The following is an 18,981-nucleotide window of genomic DNA, read 5'->3' on the forward strand; positions in this document are numbered from 1 at the left end:
TTAATTTATTTCGTATAACGTTCTTATAAACGCATAATGTCATTGAATAGAGCCAGTAGCATCATGCTACCCAGCAATACCATACCAATTTTTAATCCAACCAATTGTATTTGTTCAGAAACAGGTTTACCACGAATTAATTCAATAAAATAGTAAATTAAATGACCGCCATCGAGCATAGGAATCGGTAGTAAATTTAAAATACCTAAACTCACACTCATCAGTGCCATAAATGAAATGAAGGTTTGCCACCCCATTTCGGCACTTTGTCCAGCCACTTTCGCAATGGTAATCGGACCAGATAAATTATCCAAACCCACCAAACCACGCACCATTTTTACAATAGAATTCAGGATCATACTAGATATCTGACCTGTTTTTTCTACCGCTTTTCCCATCGCCTCTACAGGCGTGTATTGAATGGTTTGTTTGTATTCGGCTGGAATATTGACTTTACCCGGATCGCTTTGTACACCTAAAAGCCCTGTGACTTTACCCATTTGATCATGCTTACCTTGCGGCATCACGTTTAAATGCACAATTTTATTTTGTCGTAAAACATCAATTTTAAGTAACTTTTCTGGAGAAGCTTGTACAACTTGTACAACATCAAACCAGTCTTTCATTTTTACGCCATCGATCGAAACAATTCGATCACCCACTTGCATCCCTTGGCGAATCGCTGCGCCATCTTCACTGAGTTTTGAAACCACTGCAGGAATTTCAGGACGATACGGTGTAAAACCAAGAACATCGAGTGGTGACTGAGTTTGATCGCGTAAGAAACTTTGAATCGGTAAACTGAAGTTTTGAATTTGCCCTGCTCGTTCAGCTTGAATTTGAATATTGCCAGTTTCACCTACACGATCAACCAAGGCATAATTCAAGCGCTCCCAAGTGGATACTTGAGTGCCATCTACGGCAGTAATTTTATCACCAGACTGCATTTGCGCAGCCGCTGCTGGCGTATTCGGTAAAATTTTACCTACGCGCGTATTGAGCTGTTCCTGAGCTGGTAAAAATAAAATCCAAAACAACACCACAGCAAAAGCCAAGTTGATGAGTGGCCCTGCAGCAACAATTGCAATACGTTTCCAAGGGTGTTGTCTGTTAAATGCTTTCGGTAAGTCTTCTGCTGCGACATCACCTTCTCGTTCATCCAACATTTTGACATAACCACCCAGTGGTAATGCAGACAGTTGATATTGAATACCCGACTTCTTTGACGTCCACTTAAGTAGTGTTGGGCCAAAACCAATCGAATACACCAAAACTTTTACGCCCAGTTTACGTGCAACGAAATAATGCCCAAATTCATGAATCGCTATCAGCGGTCCAAGTAGCAATATTGCTGCAATAATCATAAACAAGGCATTCATGTCTTAACTTCCTGAATTCAATACTGCTTTTTCAGCAACCATACGTGCCGATTTATCTGCATGCAAAATAACATCAATATTATTTGCAGCTGAGTTTTCAACTTGCCCCAACACATGTTCCACAATTTGAGGGATTTGAGTAAAGCCAATTTTCTCATGCAAAAATGCTGCCACGGCGATTTCATTGGCTGCATTTAAAATCGTAGGAGCTAAGCCCCCAGCCTTCATGGCTTGACGTGCTAATTTTAGTGCTGGGAATCGCTGTATATCAGGCTGTTCAAAGTTTAACTGTGAATGAACAAATAAATCTAATGGAGGCACATGTGTTTGAATACGCTTTGGCCACGCTAATGCATGAGCGATAGGCGTACACATATCAGGATTTCCCATTTGTGCCAAAGTCGAACCATCTACATATTGAACCATTGAATGAATGATACTCTGTGGATGGACAACAACTGTTACAAATTGTTCTTCAACTGCAAAAAGATGACAGGCTTCGATTAATTCCAAGCCTTTATTCATTAGCGTTGCAGAATCAACTGAAATTTTTTGCCCCATCGACCAATTTGGATGCTTACAGGCTTGGGCCGGCGTTACACTTTGCAATTGTTCTAAACTATGATGTAAAAATGGACCACCAGAAGCGGTAAGTAAAATTTGTTTGACACCTAGCTTTGGCTGACCATGACGCTCACCTTGTAGATAAGTTTCAGGTAAGCATTGGAAGATTGCATTGTGTTCAGAATCGACTGGCAGCAACAAAGCATTATTTTCACGTGCGGTCTGAATCATGATGTCACCCGACATCACCAGCGCTTCTTTATTTGCAAGCAACACGCGTTTACCTGCTTTCGCAGCAGCCAATGTAGGTAGCAACCCTGCCGCACCAACAATAGCTGCCATGACCACATCAACCTGTGGATGTTCTGCTACTGCGATTAATCCTTCTTCATCATGCAGGATTTCAATATCAGTTAATTTTTCAGCTACGAGTAATTGGCGCAGTTCATCCACTTTATTGAATGGAACAACTGCGATTTTCGGTCGATATTGTTTGCATATTTCGACAAGTTCTACAATTCGGCTATGTGCAGTGACTGCAAAAACTGAATACTCTTCGGGATGCTGTTGCAGAATCTTTAAAGTACTTTGACCAATGGATCCTGTTACACCCAATATACAAACAGATTGTGACATCTATAAATCTACGCCAATTAATTTTAAAACATACATACCTGCTGCAAAGATAGGTGCTGCAGCAAGCAACGAGTCAATACGATCCAGCACACCACCATGTCCGGGAAGAATACGACCAGAATCTTTGATCCCTGCACGACGCTTGATCATCGATTCAAATAAATCACCAAGTACTGAACTAAATACTGTTATTACTGAAAGTATTAAAAATAAAATATGTTCAGCGATGCTTAAATCAAGATAAATAATTTCAACAACAATAACTATTAGCATTGCAGTGAATAGACCGCCATATAAACCTTCGATCGATTTATTTGGGCTCACATCTGGTGCAAGTTTTTTCTTACCAAATTTACGTCCCACGAAGTATGCACCACTGTCTGCACCCCATACCAACAGGAACAGATACATGAGCCACCACGGTGAGTTCATCCACACAGAAAAAATAGCAGTTACCGCAGCAGGAACTAAGACTAAACCAATACCACTCAGACTCGGGTTATACCAGTTATCGTAATCAGGATAAGACTTCACCCAATAGACACTTAAGATCCAAGTAAAGATCGAAGCCGCCCAAAGCAGTAATGCAACATCTGTAAAATGCAATGCTAGTGCTGAAAGAATAGCAGTGACTAGACCATAGCCCCAAGCGAAAGGTTTAATCACATTTTGTGTATTCCGCGGCATGAGTTTGAACCACTCATAACCCGCGACAGCTGATGCAATAATCATCAGCACAAGCATTGGGTATTTAGACTCGGTTGCAAACATGCAACTCAGTACAACTGAAACCAGTACCAATGCGGTTATTATCCGCTCTAACATTTATTTATTCTCAAACTGCTCTTGTTGAATCTGCTCTGAAGTCTTACCAAAACGACGTTCACGACCACCAAATACCGCTAGTGCGTCGTCAAATTCTTCAATGGTAAATTCAGGCCATAATGTCTGGGTAAAATAAAGTTCTGCATACGCAGCTTGCCAAAGCAAGAAGTTCGAGAGACGGAAATCACCACCTGTACGAATTAACAAATCTACCGGAGGTAGATCACTTAAACTGACATATTGACCAAAGACTTCAGCATCCACTGCTTCAAGATCTATTTTGTTAGTTAAAACATCTGCTGCGATTTGTTTTGCAGCCTGTGCCATATCCCACATACCACCGTAACTAATTGCAATAGTTAAAGTCATGCTGTCGAAATTAGCAGTCCTTTGTTCGGCTTGCAACATTAAGTCACGTAAGTTAGGAGATAAACGAGAACGATCACCAATAAAACGTAGGGAAATGTTAAATTTTTCCATGCGTGGCAACTGCTCATGAATGGTTTCTTCGAGAAGAGCCATCAACAGATCAACCTCAAACTGAGGACGATTCCAATTTTCACTCGAAAAAGCAAAAACCGTCAGTGCTTGGATATTTCTTTTACGACAATGTTCAACGATGGGATCTAGGATGTCCTTTCCAGAACGATGCCCTTCACCTTTTTGCATTTGATTCTTTTTGGCAAAACGATTGTTGCCATCCATAATGATGGCAACATGTTTTGGAAGACGGGAAGTTTCTTCAGATGAGGTCATTAAAACTTAGACCTTCATCAATTCAGCTTCTTTTGCAGCCAGACGTTTTTCAACTTCAGCAACGAATTTGTCTGTGATTTTTTGAATGTCATCACCCGCACGACGCTCATCATCTTCAGAAATTTCTTTTTCTTTCAACAATGCTTTGATATCACCCAAAACATCACGGCGGATGTTACGGATCGCAACTTTTGCATTTTCAGCTTCGTTACGTGCAACTTTCTGCATGTCTTTACGTGTTTCTTCTGTTAATGCAGCCATAGGAACACGGATGGCATCAGCAGTAATCGGGTTTAAGCCTAAGTCAGATTCACGGATTGCTTTATCAATTGCAGCAACCATTGAACGTTCAAAAGGCTGAACAAGTAAAGTACGAGAGTCTTCTACACCCACGTTCGCTACTTGGTTTAATGGCACATCAGAGCCATAGTAAGGAACCATAACACCATTTAAAATTGATGGGTGCGCGCGCCCTGTACGAACTTTAGCAAAACCATGCTCTAGAGAATCTAGAGATTTGTTCATACGGTCTTCTGCGTCTTTTTTAAGATCGTTAATCATGTGATCTTCCTTACTTAATTCGAAAAGATGTAAATTCTAAAATAGCTTGTAGTATAAAGAGCTTTAGGGCCCACGTACATTAGTTCGTAACGTGAGTACCCTCTTTTTCACCCATTACCACTGAAAGTAATGAACCTGATTTGTTCATATCAAATACTTGAAGTGGAACGTTGTGGTCACGGCACAAGCAAATCGCTGTTAAATCCATCACACCCAGTTTTTCATCTAAAACTTGGTCAAATGTTAATGCATCGTATTTCACTGCATCTTCATATTTGCTTGGATCTTTGTTGTATACGCCATCAACCTTCGTTGCTTTAAGGATAAGATTGGCTTCAATCTCGATACCGCGTAAGCATGCTGCTGTATCTGTCGTAAAGAATGGGTTACCCGTACCTGCGACAAATACACATACTTCGCCACGTGTTAAATGACGAATTGCATCACGGCTAGAATATGATTCAACTACTGCACCAATGGGTAAAGCTGACATTAGACGAGTTTTGATATTACGACGTACCAAAGCATCACGCAGTGCCAAACCGTTCATCACAGTGGCCAACATACCCATTTGGTCACCTGTTACACGGCCAACCAAACCATCTTTTTGTAATTGGCTACCACGGTAAAGGTTACCACCACCGACAACGATACCCACTTGAACACCCAAACCAACAAGGTGCGCAATTGCGAGTGACATTTGATCGAGCACTTGTGCATCGATACCCATCTCTTTATTGCCCGCTAAAGCTTCACCTGAAAGCTTAAGCAGGATGCGACCAAAACGTGGTTTTTTAGAATCAAGCATCATCAACTCCGAATTATTTAATTTCAATTATTTTTAATGAATCGTTTAAGCAGACTTAACCGAGATCAGTTTTGCAAATAAGTCATATTCATCTGCATCTGTGATTTCCACTTCAAGTAAATCACCTGCTTTAATCACTGACTTATCGATATCTTCAACAAATACATTACCGTCAATTTCAGGTGCATCTGCATAAGAACGCGCAACAGCAACTGGGAACTCTTCTTCAAGATCATCCACCAGTACTGTCATTTTCTGACCGATACGGCTTTGCAATTTCGCAGCAGAGATTTCTTGCTGAACTTGCATGAAACGTTCATAACGCTCTTGTTTGATTTCTTCAGGCACATGATCTGGCAAATCATTTGCAGTCGCGCCTTCAATTGGTGAGTAAGTAAAACAACCCACACGATCAAGCTGCGCTTCTTTTAACCAATCAAGCAACATTTGGAAGTCTTCTTCAGTTTCACCCGGGAAGCCCACAACAAATGTAGAACGAATCACAAGATCAGGACATTTCTCACGCCAAACTTTTAAACGCTCTAGTGTATTTTCACTGTGCGCAGGACGTTTCATGAGTTTCAAAATCTTAGGACTTGCATGTTGGAATGGAATATCCAAATACGGCAGGATTTTGCCTTGTGCCATTAAGTCAATCACAGCATCCACATGTGGATATGGATATACATAGTGCAGACGCACCCAGATACCCAATTGACCCAATGCTTCACACATGTCATAGAATTTGGTTTTAACGGGCTGACCGTTCCAGAAGTCCAATTTGTATTTGGTGTCTACGCCATAAGCCGATGTATCTTGAGAAATCACAAGGACTTCTTTTACGCCTGCTTTTTTCAGCGCTTGAGCTTCAGTCAATACTGAACCTACTGGACGAGAAACCAAATCACCACGCATGCTTGGGATGATGCAGAATGTGCAACGGTGATTACAACCTTCTGAAATCTTCAAATAAGCATAATGTTTTGGTGTTAATCGAATACCTTGTTCAGGTACTAGATCAATAAACGGATTGTGTTTTGGTGGCTCAGGCACGTATTCGTGCACAGCTTCCATCACTTCTTGATATGCCGCAGCACCTGTTACTTTTAAGACATTTGGGTGCATTTGGCGAATTTTATCTTCGTCTTTACCTAAACAACCAGTCACAATTACGCGACCGTTTGAACTCATCGCTTCGCCAATGGCATCTAGCGACTCTTGTACTGCAGATTCAATAAAACCACAGGTATTTACAACTACTAAATCTGCACCATCATAATCTGATGCTACATCATAACCTTCAGTCTTTAACTGAGTTAAAATTCGTTCGGAATCTACCAATGCCTTAGGACAACCTAAAGAAACAAAACCGACTTTGGGGGATTTCATGAATCTGCGCTCCACTATAATCCGCGTATTGTATGTCTTTTCAAAACATAAAAACAGGTGAAAAGACCACTCTTTATATCACGCACCAAAATAATGCTATAAATTCATCCATATAATTTCATTTGCACCATTTTAATGCATTTTTGATTTACAGCCTGTTTTTAATCGGCTATACACTTTATTTAAAGTCTTAAATAAGCGCATTTATTCAAATAAGCATCAAAACTTAGCGTATTTCTGAAATAGTTGGCTTATATCTTGCATAACTTGCATCAATTCGAACCTTATTAGATTGAACGATTTGCTTTATGAAGATGCCATTGCGCCATTTTAAGACAGGAACCTCTCGCTAATGGATCAGACTATGACGATTGATTACCGGCTTTTAGTGGATAATTTAACCACTGCCATTTTATTGGTCGATAGCAACCTAAATATTTTTTATTTAAATTCATCTTGTGAAGCGCTTTTTGACATCAGCTTACTCCGTGCATCAGGTCAGCCTGTATTAAATTTACTCCATATGCCCGATGATGAGTTCAATACGCATGATGCATTAATGAATACACTAACTTCCGGTCAGCACTATACGCGCCGAGAAGCAACGATTAATGTCAACTTTAAAGACATTCATGTTGATTACACCGTGTCACAGCTCAACTCTGGCAAACCCTACCACCCGTTGCTATTGATTGAACTCAATCAAATCGACCGGATGTTGAAAATCTCTAAAGAAGAAAACCTGATTCAACAACATCAAGTTGCACGACAACTGATTCGTGGCGTTGCCCATGAAATTAAAAATCCACTTGGTGGTATCCGTGGGGCGACACAACTTTTAGCGCGTAGCTTAAATGATCCGAAGTACAGTGAATTCACCGACATTATTATTAGTGAAGTGGATCGATTAAGAAATCTTGCTGACACCATGCTGGGTTCAAGACAATTGCCAAGTTACGAGCCAGTCAATGTGCATGAACCACTTGAACGTGTCCGTTCACTGATCGTCAACCAAACTAAAAAGAAAATTAAGATCACCCGTGATTACGACCTTTCTTTACCGGATGTTCTGGCAGATCGTGATCAATTGATTCAGGTCATGCTGAATATCAGCGTCAATGCCGTTCAGGCGATGACTGAAAATAAAGAGTTCTTTGTTGAGCATCAACCAGAACTGACCTTGCGCACACGTATTCAACGCTTAGTCACCATCAATGGTGTATTAAAACGTTCTGCGGTACGCATTGACATTGAGGACAATGGACCGGGTGTCCCACAAGAAATATTAGAATCCGTATTTTATCCTTTAGTGACAGGACGAGCGAAAGGCACAGGTCTCGGCCTGAGCATTGCACAAAATATTATGCATCAACATAACGGAATGATTGAATGCCAATCAGTTCCTGGAAAAACAGTATTTAGCCTATATTTACCTTGGGAGTCAGATCATGTCGCGTAATAAGATTTGGGTCATCGATGATGATCGCGCCATGCGTTGGGTACTGGAAAAAACATTCAAAGAAGAAGGTTTTGATGTTACCAGTTTTGAAGAAGCACAATCCGCTTTAGATCAGTTAAGTGTCGATGCGCCAGATGTTATTTTGACAGACATCCGTATGCCGGGTATTGATGGACTGACCTTTTTAGGTAAAGTCAAAGGCAACTACCCTGACTTACCTGTGATCATTATGACTGCACATTCAGATTTAGAATCTGCTGTGTCGAGCTATCAAACGGGTGCTTTTGAATATCTACCAAAACCTTTTGATATTGATGAAGCCTTAGCACTTGTAAACCGTGCAATTTTGCATATTACCAAATTGCAACAACAAGAATCTGCTAAAACCGCTCAACCGATTCAATCTACAGAGATTATTGGTGAATCACCTGCTATGCAGGAAGTCTTCCGTGCCATTGGTCGTCTTTCTCAATCACACATTACTGTATTAATTAATGGTGAATCAGGCACGGGTAAAGAATTGGTTGCGCATGCGTTGCACAAACACTCACCACGTGGTAACAAACCTTTTATTGCGCTCAACATGGCGGCAATTCCAAAAGATTTGATCGAAACTGAATTATTTGGTCATGAAAAAGGCGCGTTCACCGGTGCCAATACGCAGCGTCAGGGTCGTTTCGAACAAGCCAATGGCGGGACTCTTTTCCTTGATGAAATTGGTGACATGCCATTTGAAACCCAAACACGTTTACTGCGTGTTTTAGCGGATGGCGAATTCTACCGCGTTGGTGGTCACATCCCAGTCAAGGTGGATGTCCGTATCGTTGCTGCAACACACCAAGACTTAGAAAAATTAGTACATGAAGGTCGCTTCCGTGAAGACTTGTACCACCGTCTAAACGTGATTCGTATTCATATTCCAAAACTTGCACATCGTAGTGAAGATATTCCGATGCTTGCACAGCACTTCCTAGCAAGTGCAGGCAAAGAGCTTGGGGTAAGCCCGAAAATTCTGCGTCCTGAAACGCAAGAATACATGCAAAAATTGCCGTGGCAAGGTAATGTGCGTCAGCTTGAAAATACCTGTCGCTGGCTCACCGTGATGATTACAGGACGTGAAGTTTATCCAGAAGATTTACCGTCTGAATTAAAACAGATTCCAATTCAAGGCACAGATGGCAACCCTGCTGCTCAAGGGATTGATCGTATTGGTGTGCATCATTGGGATGAATTACTTGGTCAATGGGCCGTACAAAAACTTAAAAATGGTGAGATGAAAATTCTCGACATTGCCACACCAATGTTTGAACGCACCCTCATCAATGCAGCACTACAGCAAACACGTGGGCGTAAGCGCCATGCAGCAGAACTTTTAGGTTGGGGTCGTAATACCTTAACCCGTAAACTTAAAGAACTCGGTATGGACAGTGCCGAAGATGATGTCGAAGAAGAATTAGAAAGTTAATTTTCTGATTTACATTAAAAAAGCCAGTCACTTGACTGGCTTTTTTATTTTGAGATTTTTTAGCAATATTTTATGCCGTAAAGCCGACATAGCGTGAATAACCTTCCACACCTAAATCAGACTTATAAATCAGAAACTCAGGGAAGCTCGAGGCGGTAATTTCAGTAAACATATGATACTGATCATCATTGGCATGCAAGTCATCGACTGTATGCTGCATGGTTTGCTCAAATTCATCTGTAATAAACTCAAAACCAATATCCATTGCAATAAACAGCACATGCTCACAAGGCTGCACATACTGCTCTTCTGACCAATCAATCACTTGCTGCTGACAATGTGGACACTGAATGTTATCCGAAGGAGAAATATCAAGTTCGATCAATTGATAAGACATAGAAGTAAATTTATTCATGAATATTAGATTCATTCTAACAAAACTTAGTTTCAGCTAAAGGTATTTATTCAATAAAAAAGGAGCCGTAGCTCCTTTAAATATGACTGATTTCGATTATTTCTTAAGGGATGACTTATAGGCCGACAATGCAGCCACTGCGATAGCCGACAAAGCAATACCCGGCGCACTTGCAATTAAAATACCTGTCGTTCCTAGACCTAGCGCCAAAATCTTACCTGTGAGTAATGGACCCGTCATTGCACCCAAACGACCCCATGAAATCGCACTCCCCACACCTGTTACTTTCCCAGCTGGTGTATAGAAAATTGGAGAGATCCCGTACAAAATCGATTGACCACCTGTAGAGAAAATTCCGCCCATGATGCCTGCTGCGATAAGTACAGGAATGGAATTTGTTGTAAACAGCACAAACAATGCCACAAACAAACCTGAATAGATAATCACTGCCATTTGCCATAATTTTAGCCGATCAAGCAAGTAGCCTAAACCCAGCGTACCAATCACTGCGCCCACTTGGAACATCAACATGATCATGAAAGCTTGTTGCTTTTCCAGCCCTTGCTCCATAAGCAAGTTAGGCAACCAACTGATCAGAATATAGTTCACCATTAAGGTAAAGAAGAAACTCAACCAAAGCGGCAATGTATATTTATAACGCTGCTCAGCAAAAAGGATTTGCCCCATCGCTGGAACAGCTTCTTTGGTTTCTGCCTGAACTTTTTCAGTACGCTTATCTTTTAAGATAATCGCCATGAATGGAATCAGGATTAAAGGCGTTAAACCACCAATTAAAAACAGTGTATGCCAAGAGATATCTTTAAAGATAATACCCAAGCCAGCAACAAAGATTGCACCTACAGGTAAGCCACAGTACATCAAACTATTTAAGCGTCCACGGTTAGCATCCGTCGCTTCATCACCCACCACCGAGATCATCGTTGGCATCGCAGCGCCCAAACCTAAACCTGTAAAGAATCGTGCGATATATAAAATTTCAATGCTTGGTGCAACTGCCGTGATCAACATAAATACACCGAAGATAAAAATCGACAACATCAGGACTTTCTTCTGTCCCAAATAGTCAGCGACACGCCCCCCAAAGAACGCGCCAAATAACATACCAAACACACCTAAGCTAAACACATAGCCCATTTGTACCTGATCTAAGGAAAATGTCGCTGCGATTCCTTTTGCTGCGATACCGGGTGCTTGTAGGTCAAAACCTTCAAAAAATGCCACCCAGAAACACAAAAATACTGTTAGAAATTTTTGCATTTTTCCCGATTGTTGATTTGCCATAATCGAACTCCATTCATGTAGCGTAAACCCACTTGTACGCCATGCCCTGAAGTTTCGGCTTTATTGGGTAGAATAAATACCACTACAAAGGTCGGAATTCACACGACCAAAAGCCCATCATTAAGACTTAAAACTTTGTATATCAATAGTTTTTAGATCTTATTTTTTGTATTTATAATTCATTATCAATCACTTAAGTTTATGAAAGGTTTTAATAATCAAACCATAGCTAAAACTAATGATGATCAAAATATTCATTTAATCCGATCAAATACCAACAGCCAATAATTTATTGGCAATAAAAAAACCCGCTCAGTTGCGGGTTTTTTATTTAACTCAAAATCTTATGCAGATTTTTTCGCTTGGTTATTCTTACGAATCGTAATCATCACCAATTGAACAGCCGCAGGTGTTACACCTGGAATACGACTTGCTTGTGCCAATGTTTCAGGCAATACATTTTTCAGCTTCATGGTGATTTCACGTGAAAGACCAGAAACGACATCATAATCAAAATCAGCAGGAATACGTGTATCTTCCAAACGCTTCATTTGCGCAACGTCTTCTTGCTGACGGTTAATATAACCCGCATATTTCACTGCAATTTCAATTTGCTCACCCACAAATGCTGAAACTTCTGAACCCGTCAATTCAGCAATTTGCGCAAAGTTGATATTTGGACGTTTTAACAAATCAATTGCATTGGTTTCTTTAGACAGGTCATCACCAGTCATTTCAACGAATTTTTTGCCTAGTGGATTGTTTGGCGCTGCCCAAAGGTGTTGTAAACGTCCTTTTTCAGTTTCAACTGCTTCCATTTTTTGGCAGAACGAATCCCAACGCGCATCATCCACCAGACCCATTTCACGGCCAATCGCAGTTAAACGCTGATCCGCATTGTCTTCACGCAACATCAAACGGTATTCCGCACGCGAAGTAAACATACGGTACGGTTCTTTAGTACCCAAAGTAATCAAGTCATCAACCAATACACCCATGTACGCTTCATCACGTTTTGGTGTCCATTGCTCTTGATCCCATGCACGACGTGCTGCGTTTAAGCCTGCAAGCAAACCTTGCGCACCCGCTTCTTCATAACCCGTTGTACCGTTAATTTGACCTGCAAAATACAGGTTATTAATCGATTTAGTTTCTAAAGAGAATTTCAATGATTGTGGGTTGAAATAATCGTACTCAATCGCATAACCCGGACGCAAAATGTGCGCATTTTCCATACCACGAATCGAGCGAACCAATTCAAACTGAACATCGAATGGTAAAGAAGTTGAAATACCGTTTGGATAAAGCTCATGTGTGTCCAAACCTTCAGGTTCCAAGAACACTTGATGCGAATCTTTATCGGCAAATTTATGAATTTTATCTTCAATCGATGGGCAGTAACGTGGACCCACACCTTCAATCACACCAGTATACATTGGTGAACGGTCTAAGCCACCACGAATGATATCGTGAGTTTTCTCATTGGTATGTGTGATATAGCAATTGATTTGCTCAGGATGCATCGACGCATCACCCATGAACGACATAGTCGGAGATGGGAAATCACCCGGCTGTGGCGTCATCACAGAGAAATCAACTGATCGTGCATCGATACGTGGTGGTGTACCAGTTTTTAAACGACCTACAGGTAAGTTCAATTCACGTAGGCGCGCAGCCAATGAAATTGAAGGAGGATCGCCCGCACGACCGCCTGAAGCATTATTTAGACCTACGTGGATTACACCACCCAAGAATGTACCTGTAGTTAATACAACAGTTTTCGCATCAAAGCGAATACCCATTTGGGTGACTACACCTTTAACGGTATCGCCTTCAACAATAAGGTCATCAGCTGCTTGTTGGAAAATATCCAAGTTAGCTTGATTTTCGAGGGTTTCACGAATCGCAGCTTTATAACGAATACGGTCAGCCTGTGCGCGAGTCGCACGAACAGCCGCACCTTTACGTGAGTTTAAAATACGGAATTGAATACCACCTTTGTCGGCAGCCAATGCCATAGCACCGCCAAGCGCATCAATTTCACGTACTAAATGTGATTTACCAATACCACCAATGGCTGGGTTACAGCTCATCTGCCCTAAAGTCTCAATATTATGAGTTAAGAGTAAAGTCTGTCGACCCATACGTGCCGCAGCAAGAGCTGCCTCAGTACCCGCGTGACCGCCGCCGATAACAATGACATCGTAAACTTTAGGATAATGCATAGTGGTAAGGAGATTAAAAAAGAATGACGGAAGATTATAGCAAAAATTCACCGATAAGTTGACTGATTAACTCGATTTTATTGTTATTGACTACCGTTTTATGCCTATATATTTCTTTATGAACATACATACTTTGCAAATTCCACATAAAAATATACATTTCTCAAGCAAATGTTACTCGAAGATAGTTGTTTTATTCTGATGATTTTTTATTCTGTTATAGATCCCATGAGAATCATAAGGACTATAAGTATGAATAAGAATATTTTGCTATCCACGGTTTTATGCGGTTTATGTTTATCACCACTTGCTGCCTCAGCCAACGATAAAGTTGATAAAGTGTATGATGCACAGCGATATCAACAAGTCTGTAAAGGTAAAAGCCAAGGCGCTCAAGTATCATTTGCCTATCGCGGTATTATCTGGAATGGTACCTGCGAACCACAATTTTTTAGTTCTTCCAAAAATGCAAATCTTCATGGCGAAGAAGCCGAATTATTAAGCACATGTAGTGCAGATGCAAAAGCCACCACTGCAACGATTAATGGACAAGAAATTAAAGGAAAATGTGCTTTAGGGTTCACTCCTCCTCGTCCTAAATAAACAGTTGTCGATAAAAATATCGACCAATTAACAGATCAAAAATAAAGCGGGTAAAACATCAGTTTTTACTCGCTTTTATTTATTGCTTATTTATTAAACTGAGATAAACTCAAAAATACTATAAGGATAAAAATATCAGGAAATTCCATGGATTCGGGATTATTTGCATTTTTTCTACCCATCGCTTTAGCCATTATGATGATGGGTTTGGGGCTTGAACTTTCTGTCAAAGACTTTTTACGCGTTGGACGCTATCCAAAAGTTATTTTCATCGCTTTATTTACTCAGCTTATTTTACTGACCAGTATTGCTTTTTTCCTGTGTAAGTTGCTTGAGTTACCCCCTTTACTCGCGGTCGGGCTCATGTTGCTTGCGGCTTCACCCGGCGGCCCCACTGCTAACCTTTTTAGCTACCTATATAAAGGTGACGTTGCATTAAACATTAGCTTAACAGCCATCAACTCAGTTGTTTCGTGCTTTACATTGCCTTTTATCGTCAACCTATCCATTTTGCATTTTGTTGGTGAAAGCACTAGCATTGGTATGCCTATCGACAAGATCACCCATGTATTTCTGATTATTTTGATACCGGTATGTTTCGGTATGTTTATTCGCAACTCCTTTCCGACCATTGCGTATCACATCAACAAACCGATGCGAATGTTGTCTATTTTCTTATTAATTCTTATCTTTACACTCGCAGTTTTGCGTGAACAATCCAACATTATTACGTATTTTGCCAGCGTCGGCATTGCAACCTGTTTACTCTGTTTCAGTGGCTTATTTTTGGGTTACCTAATTCCATTCCTCGCGGGCGTGCCGGAAAAACAGGCACGTGCGTGTACTTTTGAAATTGGCATTCATAACACTAGTATCGCCCTAACCATCGCACTGAGTGTGCTTGAAAACACCACAGTGGCGATACCTGCCGGTGTTTATTCTATTTTTATGTATTTATTGGCGACCTTATTTGGTTTTATTTTGACGCGCCGTGGCAGTCACCTGATTCAACAAGTGAAAACCTAAACTATTTTTTCTAACGCAATCACCATAAGGACTTTGGTGAAAAACCATTAAATATGCTCAAGGAGAATAAATAATATGGATTCTGAAATTATTACAGTTCTTTTGCCATTAGCACTGGCCTTTATTATGATCGGGCTTGGGCTAGAACTTACCCCCAAAGATTTCGCACGTGTCACCAAGCACCCTAAAGCCGTGTTGATTGCATTATTTTGCCAGCTCGTGTTGCTTGTCGGCATTGCCTTTTTATTATGTAAACTGCTGGCTTTACCACCACTGCTTGCAGTTGGCTTGATGCTACTTGCAGCCTCACCCGGTGGTAGTACAGCGAACTTATTTAGCTATCTATTTAAAGGTGACTTGGCTTTAAATATTACCCTGACCGCCATCAACTCAGTCATTGCAGCATTAACCCTTCCATTGATCGTGAATTTTTCGATCATGCACTTCATGCAAGAAGGCCAACAAATCAGCCTACAATTTGGAAAAATCCTCCAAGTTTTCGGCATCATTATCATCCCAGTCTGTATAGGTATGCTGCTTCGTCACTATGCACCTAAACTGACTGAGAAACTGCATAAACCACTCCGCATCTTTGCTGTAGTCTTTCTCATCTTAATTATTATCGGTGCTATTTACTCTGAACGACATAATATTGCGGCTTATCTAACTCAAGTTGGCTTAGCAACGGTTCTATTCTGTATTTTCAGCTTATGCATTGGTTATTTTGTTCCGCGACTGTTCGGCATCAATAGTGCTCAGGCACGTGCATGTGCATTTGAAATCGGGATTCATAACAGCACATTAGCCATGACCATCGCCTTAACAGTGATGGCAAGCTCGGCCGTTGCAATGCCTGCGGCGGTTTATTCAATCTTTATGTATATCTTTGCCGCTGTATTTGGCTTCCTAATTACACGTTTTGCACCGATTTCGACAACAGCTTCCGAAACAATTAAAAGTTAAGTCGCTGAAAACTTAAAAGGATGCCACGTGCATCCTTTTATTTTTTGTCAATTTTGATAATCGCTAGCTGCATGTTGCCGAGTTCCGTTACAATAGCTTTTTATAAAACTCATTTAGGTTATGTCCGTGAAGTGGTTACAAATTCATATTACTGTTGAAAAAGCTCAAGTTGATTACACTGAAACGCTGCTCAGTTCTTTAGGTGCAGTCAGTGTCACGCTAGATGATGCAGAAAATCAGGATTTACTTGAACCACTTCCAGGTGAAACACCACTTTGGAATAAAGTGATCGTTACTGGTATCTATGCACAAGAAGATGATGAAGAAATTGATGTTGCTGCATTAAAAACATTTATTAAAGCTCAACTTCCTGAAGCACTAATGCGTAGCGAATTCATTGAAGACCAAGAATGGGAACGCACATGGATGGATGCTTACGAGCCTATTAAAATTGGTGAAAAATACTGGATCGTACCAGAATGGATGGAAGCACCAGAAGCAGACGCCGTAAACATCAAACTAGACCCAGGTCTGGCATTTGGTACTGGTAACCATGCATCAACATTCTTATGCCTACAATGGTTAGGTAAAGTTGATCTTAAGGATAAAATCGTAATCGACTACGGTTGTGGTTCTGGTATTTTAGGTGTTGCCGCTTTACTTTTGGGTGCCAAAAAAGTTTATGCCACTGATATTGACCCACAAGCCGTTTTAGCAACACAACAAAATGCAGAATTGAATGGTGTACTGGAAAATCTGTATGTAGGCCTACCTGAAGAGTTCAACCAAGAGCTCGCTGGACAAAAAGCCGATGTGTTTGTTGCTAATATTCTTGCAGGCCCTCTAATGGCCTTGGCTGCAGAATTCTCAACTTTAATTAAATCTGAGGGCGAGTTCGCACTTGCAGGTGTAATTGAAGAGCAAGTTTCTGATGTTTCTAGTGTTTATTCTGAATTTTTTGATATATTAGACGTAGAAAAACGTGACGAAACATGGTGCCGAATTTCGGGTAAACGCCAACAGTATTAAAATTTAAAATGTGTACTTATGAGCGACAAATTAACTAACTGCCCAACTTGTTTTACAACATATAAAGTAACTGTTCCGCAGCTTACTGTCGCTCAGGGCATGGTTTGTTGCCCAAAGTGCTCTACATCTTTTAATTCACTGTCTCATTTGGTGGTAGATAAAGCGTTGTCTTTTTCTACCCCTGAGCAAGAAAATGCACCTCAAAAAAACTCCAATACTATTATTAATGTCAGCGAATTTAATAATACGCTTACACCAGTGACTGTTGAAGAAACACCAACCCACCATTTATTAAAACTATTTGATCAAAAAGTCGAAAACTCTAATATCGATCTAAAAACTTATTTAAATAACTTAAATTATTTCAGCACCGAACCGATCGGCAACCTTCCTGCTGTAAATTGGGCAGAACAGGCTGAAAAGGATAAAAAACGTACCCCACTGAACTATTTTATGTGGTTCTGTATTAATGTCTTCTTATTTGGTGCACTTATATTCCAGTTTTTCTGGTTCAATCCTCAATATTTAAAAAACAGCCCAGTAATGGGTGCTGCATTCACAGCAGTGTGTGATGTCTTTAATTGTTCACGTCTCGAAGAACACTACAGTTTAATTAGTACCAAAAAAGTCAAAATTCGTAGCATTGGAAATAATGAAACACGTTTTACTGGTGAAATGATCAATTTTCATGACCGTAGCCTTGCCTTACCCAATATGAAAATTTCACTAAAAGAAAATGGTACTGAAATAGCAAACTATACGCTTTTACCTGAAGAGTATTTGGACGAAAGTCTGCATGGCATCCAACGGATCCCAAAAAGTAGTCCTTTTAAATTCCAATTTAGCCTACCAATTGCACGCAAAAGCTTCGATAATTATTCAATTGAGTTGATTCGCCCCTAATATTGAAAAAAACTATTAAAAAAGTAAAAAAAACATAAAAAAAATGCAGTTTTCTTGCTCACTTTTTCCTAGACAATGGTATGATACGCGCCACGAAAGCTTTGTGCTGCAAACTCCTCGCTAATTTTTCACAACAAATACAATCCCAACCGTGCGCTTTAATATTTATTGCGTATTGAGTAGATTTTTTGTTTGTTTTTTAGGCTGTAACAATTATTAATCTATTGTTACGCTTATTTTTCGAACAATTTTGCGAGTTGTGTCAAGCTACAAGTAATGTACAAGTTTTAGAACTCCGCATTAGGAACTAAAACGGAGTTCATTCAAGTTTATAGACCACTTTTAACAAATCACTTTACCCAAGTGATATTTGATTTTTCGGATTAATTCGCATGAATAGCAAATCTCCTATTTTTACTGCACAATCTGATGTCGCTCTTCGTATTCACGTAGATCGCGCAGTTCGCCATTACTTTGCACAATTGCAAGGCGAGCAACCATCTCAGGTATACGATATGGTGCTGGCGGAAATGGAGAAGCCTCTTCTATCTGTAGTTCTTGAATATACACGTGGTAATCAAACCCGTGCTGCTGAGATTCTCGGCTTAAACCGTGGTACTTTACGTAAAAAGTTGAAAGCTCACGGTTTAATGAGTGAATAAATGATAAAATG

The 18,981-nt window shown here is 40.3% G+C and carries 18 protein-coding genes; 8 read left to right on the plus strand and 10 right to left on the minus strand.

Annotation, left to right across the window (positions count from 1 at the left end):
* Positions 1-23: 23 nt before the first annotated feature.
* From rseP to rimO, 7 genes are all read right to left on the minus strand, one after another.
* Entirely contained in the window at positions 24-1,379 is a 1,356-nt protein-coding gene (rseP, locus tag FTT72_RS11785) for an RIP metalloprotease RseP (RefSeq protein WP_180007769.1), read from the minus strand.
* Positions 1,380-1,382: 3 nt separating this feature from the next.
* Positions 1,383-2,579, minus strand: coding sequence for a 1-deoxy-D-xylulose-5-phosphate reductoisomerase (ispC, locus tag FTT72_RS11790; RefSeq protein WP_180007768.1), 1,197 nt, complete (start codon positions 2,577-2,579; stop codon positions 1,383-1,385).
* Positions 2,580-3,404, minus strand: a complete 825-nt coding sequence (locus FTT72_RS11795) for a CDP-archaeol synthase (RefSeq protein WP_078193533.1) — start codon at positions 3,402-3,404, stop codon at positions 2,580-2,582. It abuts the gene before it with no gap.
* Complete coding sequence (gene uppS, locus FTT72_RS11800) at positions 3,405-4,160, minus strand: polyprenyl diphosphate synthase (protein WP_078188723.1); 756 nt, start codon at positions 4,158-4,160, stop codon at positions 3,405-3,407.
* A gap of 6 nt (positions 4,161-4,166) precedes the next feature.
* Entirely contained in the window at positions 4,167-4,721 is a 555-nt protein-coding gene (gene frr / locus FTT72_RS11805) for a ribosome recycling factor (RefSeq protein ID WP_078188724.1), read from the minus strand.
* A gap of 79 nt (positions 4,722-4,800) precedes the next feature.
* On the minus strand, positions 4,801-5,529 hold the full coding sequence (gene pyrH, locus FTT72_RS11810) for a UMP kinase (protein WP_078193535.1): 729 nt from the start codon (positions 5,527-5,529) through the stop codon (positions 4,801-4,803).
* A 45-nt stretch (positions 5,530-5,574) separates the two neighbouring features.
* Positions 5,575-6,918, minus strand: coding sequence for a 30S ribosomal protein S12 methylthiotransferase RimO (rimO, locus tag FTT72_RS11815; RefSeq protein ID WP_180178429.1), 1,344 nt, complete (start codon positions 6,916-6,918; stop codon positions 5,575-5,577).
* A 352-nt stretch (positions 6,919-7,270) separates the two neighbouring features.
* On the opposite strand from rimO, the gene glnL reads away from it, so the two are divergent.
* Positions 7,271-8,377 (plus strand): nitrogen regulation protein NR(II), encoded by a 1,107-nt coding sequence (glnL, locus tag FTT72_RS11820; RefSeq protein WP_078188727.1) that lies wholly within the window; start codon positions 7,271-7,273, stop codon positions 8,375-8,377.
* Entirely contained in the window at positions 8,367-9,842 is a 1,476-nt protein-coding gene (glnG, locus tag FTT72_RS11825) for a nitrogen regulation protein NR(I) (protein ID WP_180007766.1), read from the plus strand. Before glnL ends, glnG begins: the two co-directional genes overlap by 11 nt.
* A 70-nt stretch (positions 9,843-9,912) precedes the next feature.
* On the opposite strand, the gene FTT72_RS11830 is transcribed toward glnG, so the two are convergent.
* The 3 genes from FTT72_RS11830 to mnmG form a co-directional block, all read right to left on the minus strand.
* A complete protein-coding gene (locus FTT72_RS11830; RefSeq protein WP_078193710.1) occupies positions 9,913-10,239 on the minus strand; it encodes a hypothetical protein in 327 nt (108 codons plus the stop codon).
* Positions 10,240-10,353: 114 nt separating this feature from the next.
* On the minus strand, positions 10,354-11,559 hold the full coding sequence (gene mhpT, locus FTT72_RS11835) for a 3-(3-hydroxy-phenyl)propionate transporter MhpT (RefSeq protein ID WP_180178430.1): 1,206 nt from the start codon (positions 11,557-11,559) through the stop codon (positions 10,354-10,356).
* Positions 11,560-11,903: 344 nt separating this feature from the next.
* Positions 11,904-13,784, minus strand: coding sequence for a tRNA uridine-5-carboxymethylaminomethyl(34) synthesis enzyme MnmG (gene mnmG, locus FTT72_RS11840; protein WP_180003879.1), 1,881 nt, complete (start codon positions 13,782-13,784; stop codon positions 11,904-11,906).
* 252 nt (positions 13,785-14,036) lie between these two features.
* Between mnmG and FTT72_RS11845 the strand changes: the two genes are divergently transcribed.
* The 6 genes from FTT72_RS11845 (at position 14,037) to fis (ending at position 18,970) form a co-directional block, all read left to right on the plus strand.
* Entirely contained in the window at positions 14,037-14,387 is a 351-nt protein-coding gene (locus FTT72_RS11845; RefSeq protein WP_180178431.1) for a hypothetical protein, read from the plus strand.
* A 147-nt stretch (positions 14,388-14,534) separates the two neighbouring features.
* Positions 14,535-15,413, plus strand: a complete 879-nt coding sequence (locus FTT72_RS11850; RefSeq protein ID WP_078188732.1) for a bile acid:sodium symporter family protein — start codon at positions 14,535-14,537, stop codon at positions 15,411-15,413.
* Between the two features lie 75 nt (positions 15,414-15,488).
* Positions 15,489-16,376, plus strand: coding sequence for a bile acid:sodium symporter family protein (locus FTT72_RS11855; RefSeq protein ID WP_180178432.1), 888 nt, complete (start codon positions 15,489-15,491; stop codon positions 16,374-16,376).
* Positions 16,377-16,502: 126 nt separating this feature from the next.
* On the plus strand, positions 16,503-17,405 hold the full coding sequence (gene prmA, locus FTT72_RS11860) for a 50S ribosomal protein L11 methyltransferase (RefSeq protein ID WP_168377617.1): 903 nt from the start codon (positions 16,503-16,505) through the stop codon (positions 17,403-17,405).
* Between the two features lie 18 nt (positions 17,406-17,423).
* Complete coding sequence (locus tag FTT72_RS11865) at positions 17,424-18,308, plus strand: DUF3426 domain-containing protein (protein ID WP_180178433.1); 885 nt, start codon at positions 17,424-17,426, stop codon at positions 18,306-18,308.
* A 392-nt stretch (positions 18,309-18,700) separates the two neighbouring features.
* On the plus strand, positions 18,701-18,970 hold the full coding sequence (fis, locus tag FTT72_RS11870; protein ID WP_001086304.1) for a DNA-binding transcriptional regulator Fis: 270 nt from the start codon (positions 18,701-18,703) through the stop codon (positions 18,968-18,970).
* The last annotated feature ends 11 nt before the right edge of the window (positions 18,971-18,981 follow it).

Origin of the sequence: Acinetobacter sp. YH01005, from assembly GCF_013420465.1 — a bacterium.
GTDB lineage: Bacteria > Pseudomonadota > Gammaproteobacteria > Pseudomonadales > Moraxellaceae > Acinetobacter > Acinetobacter amyesii.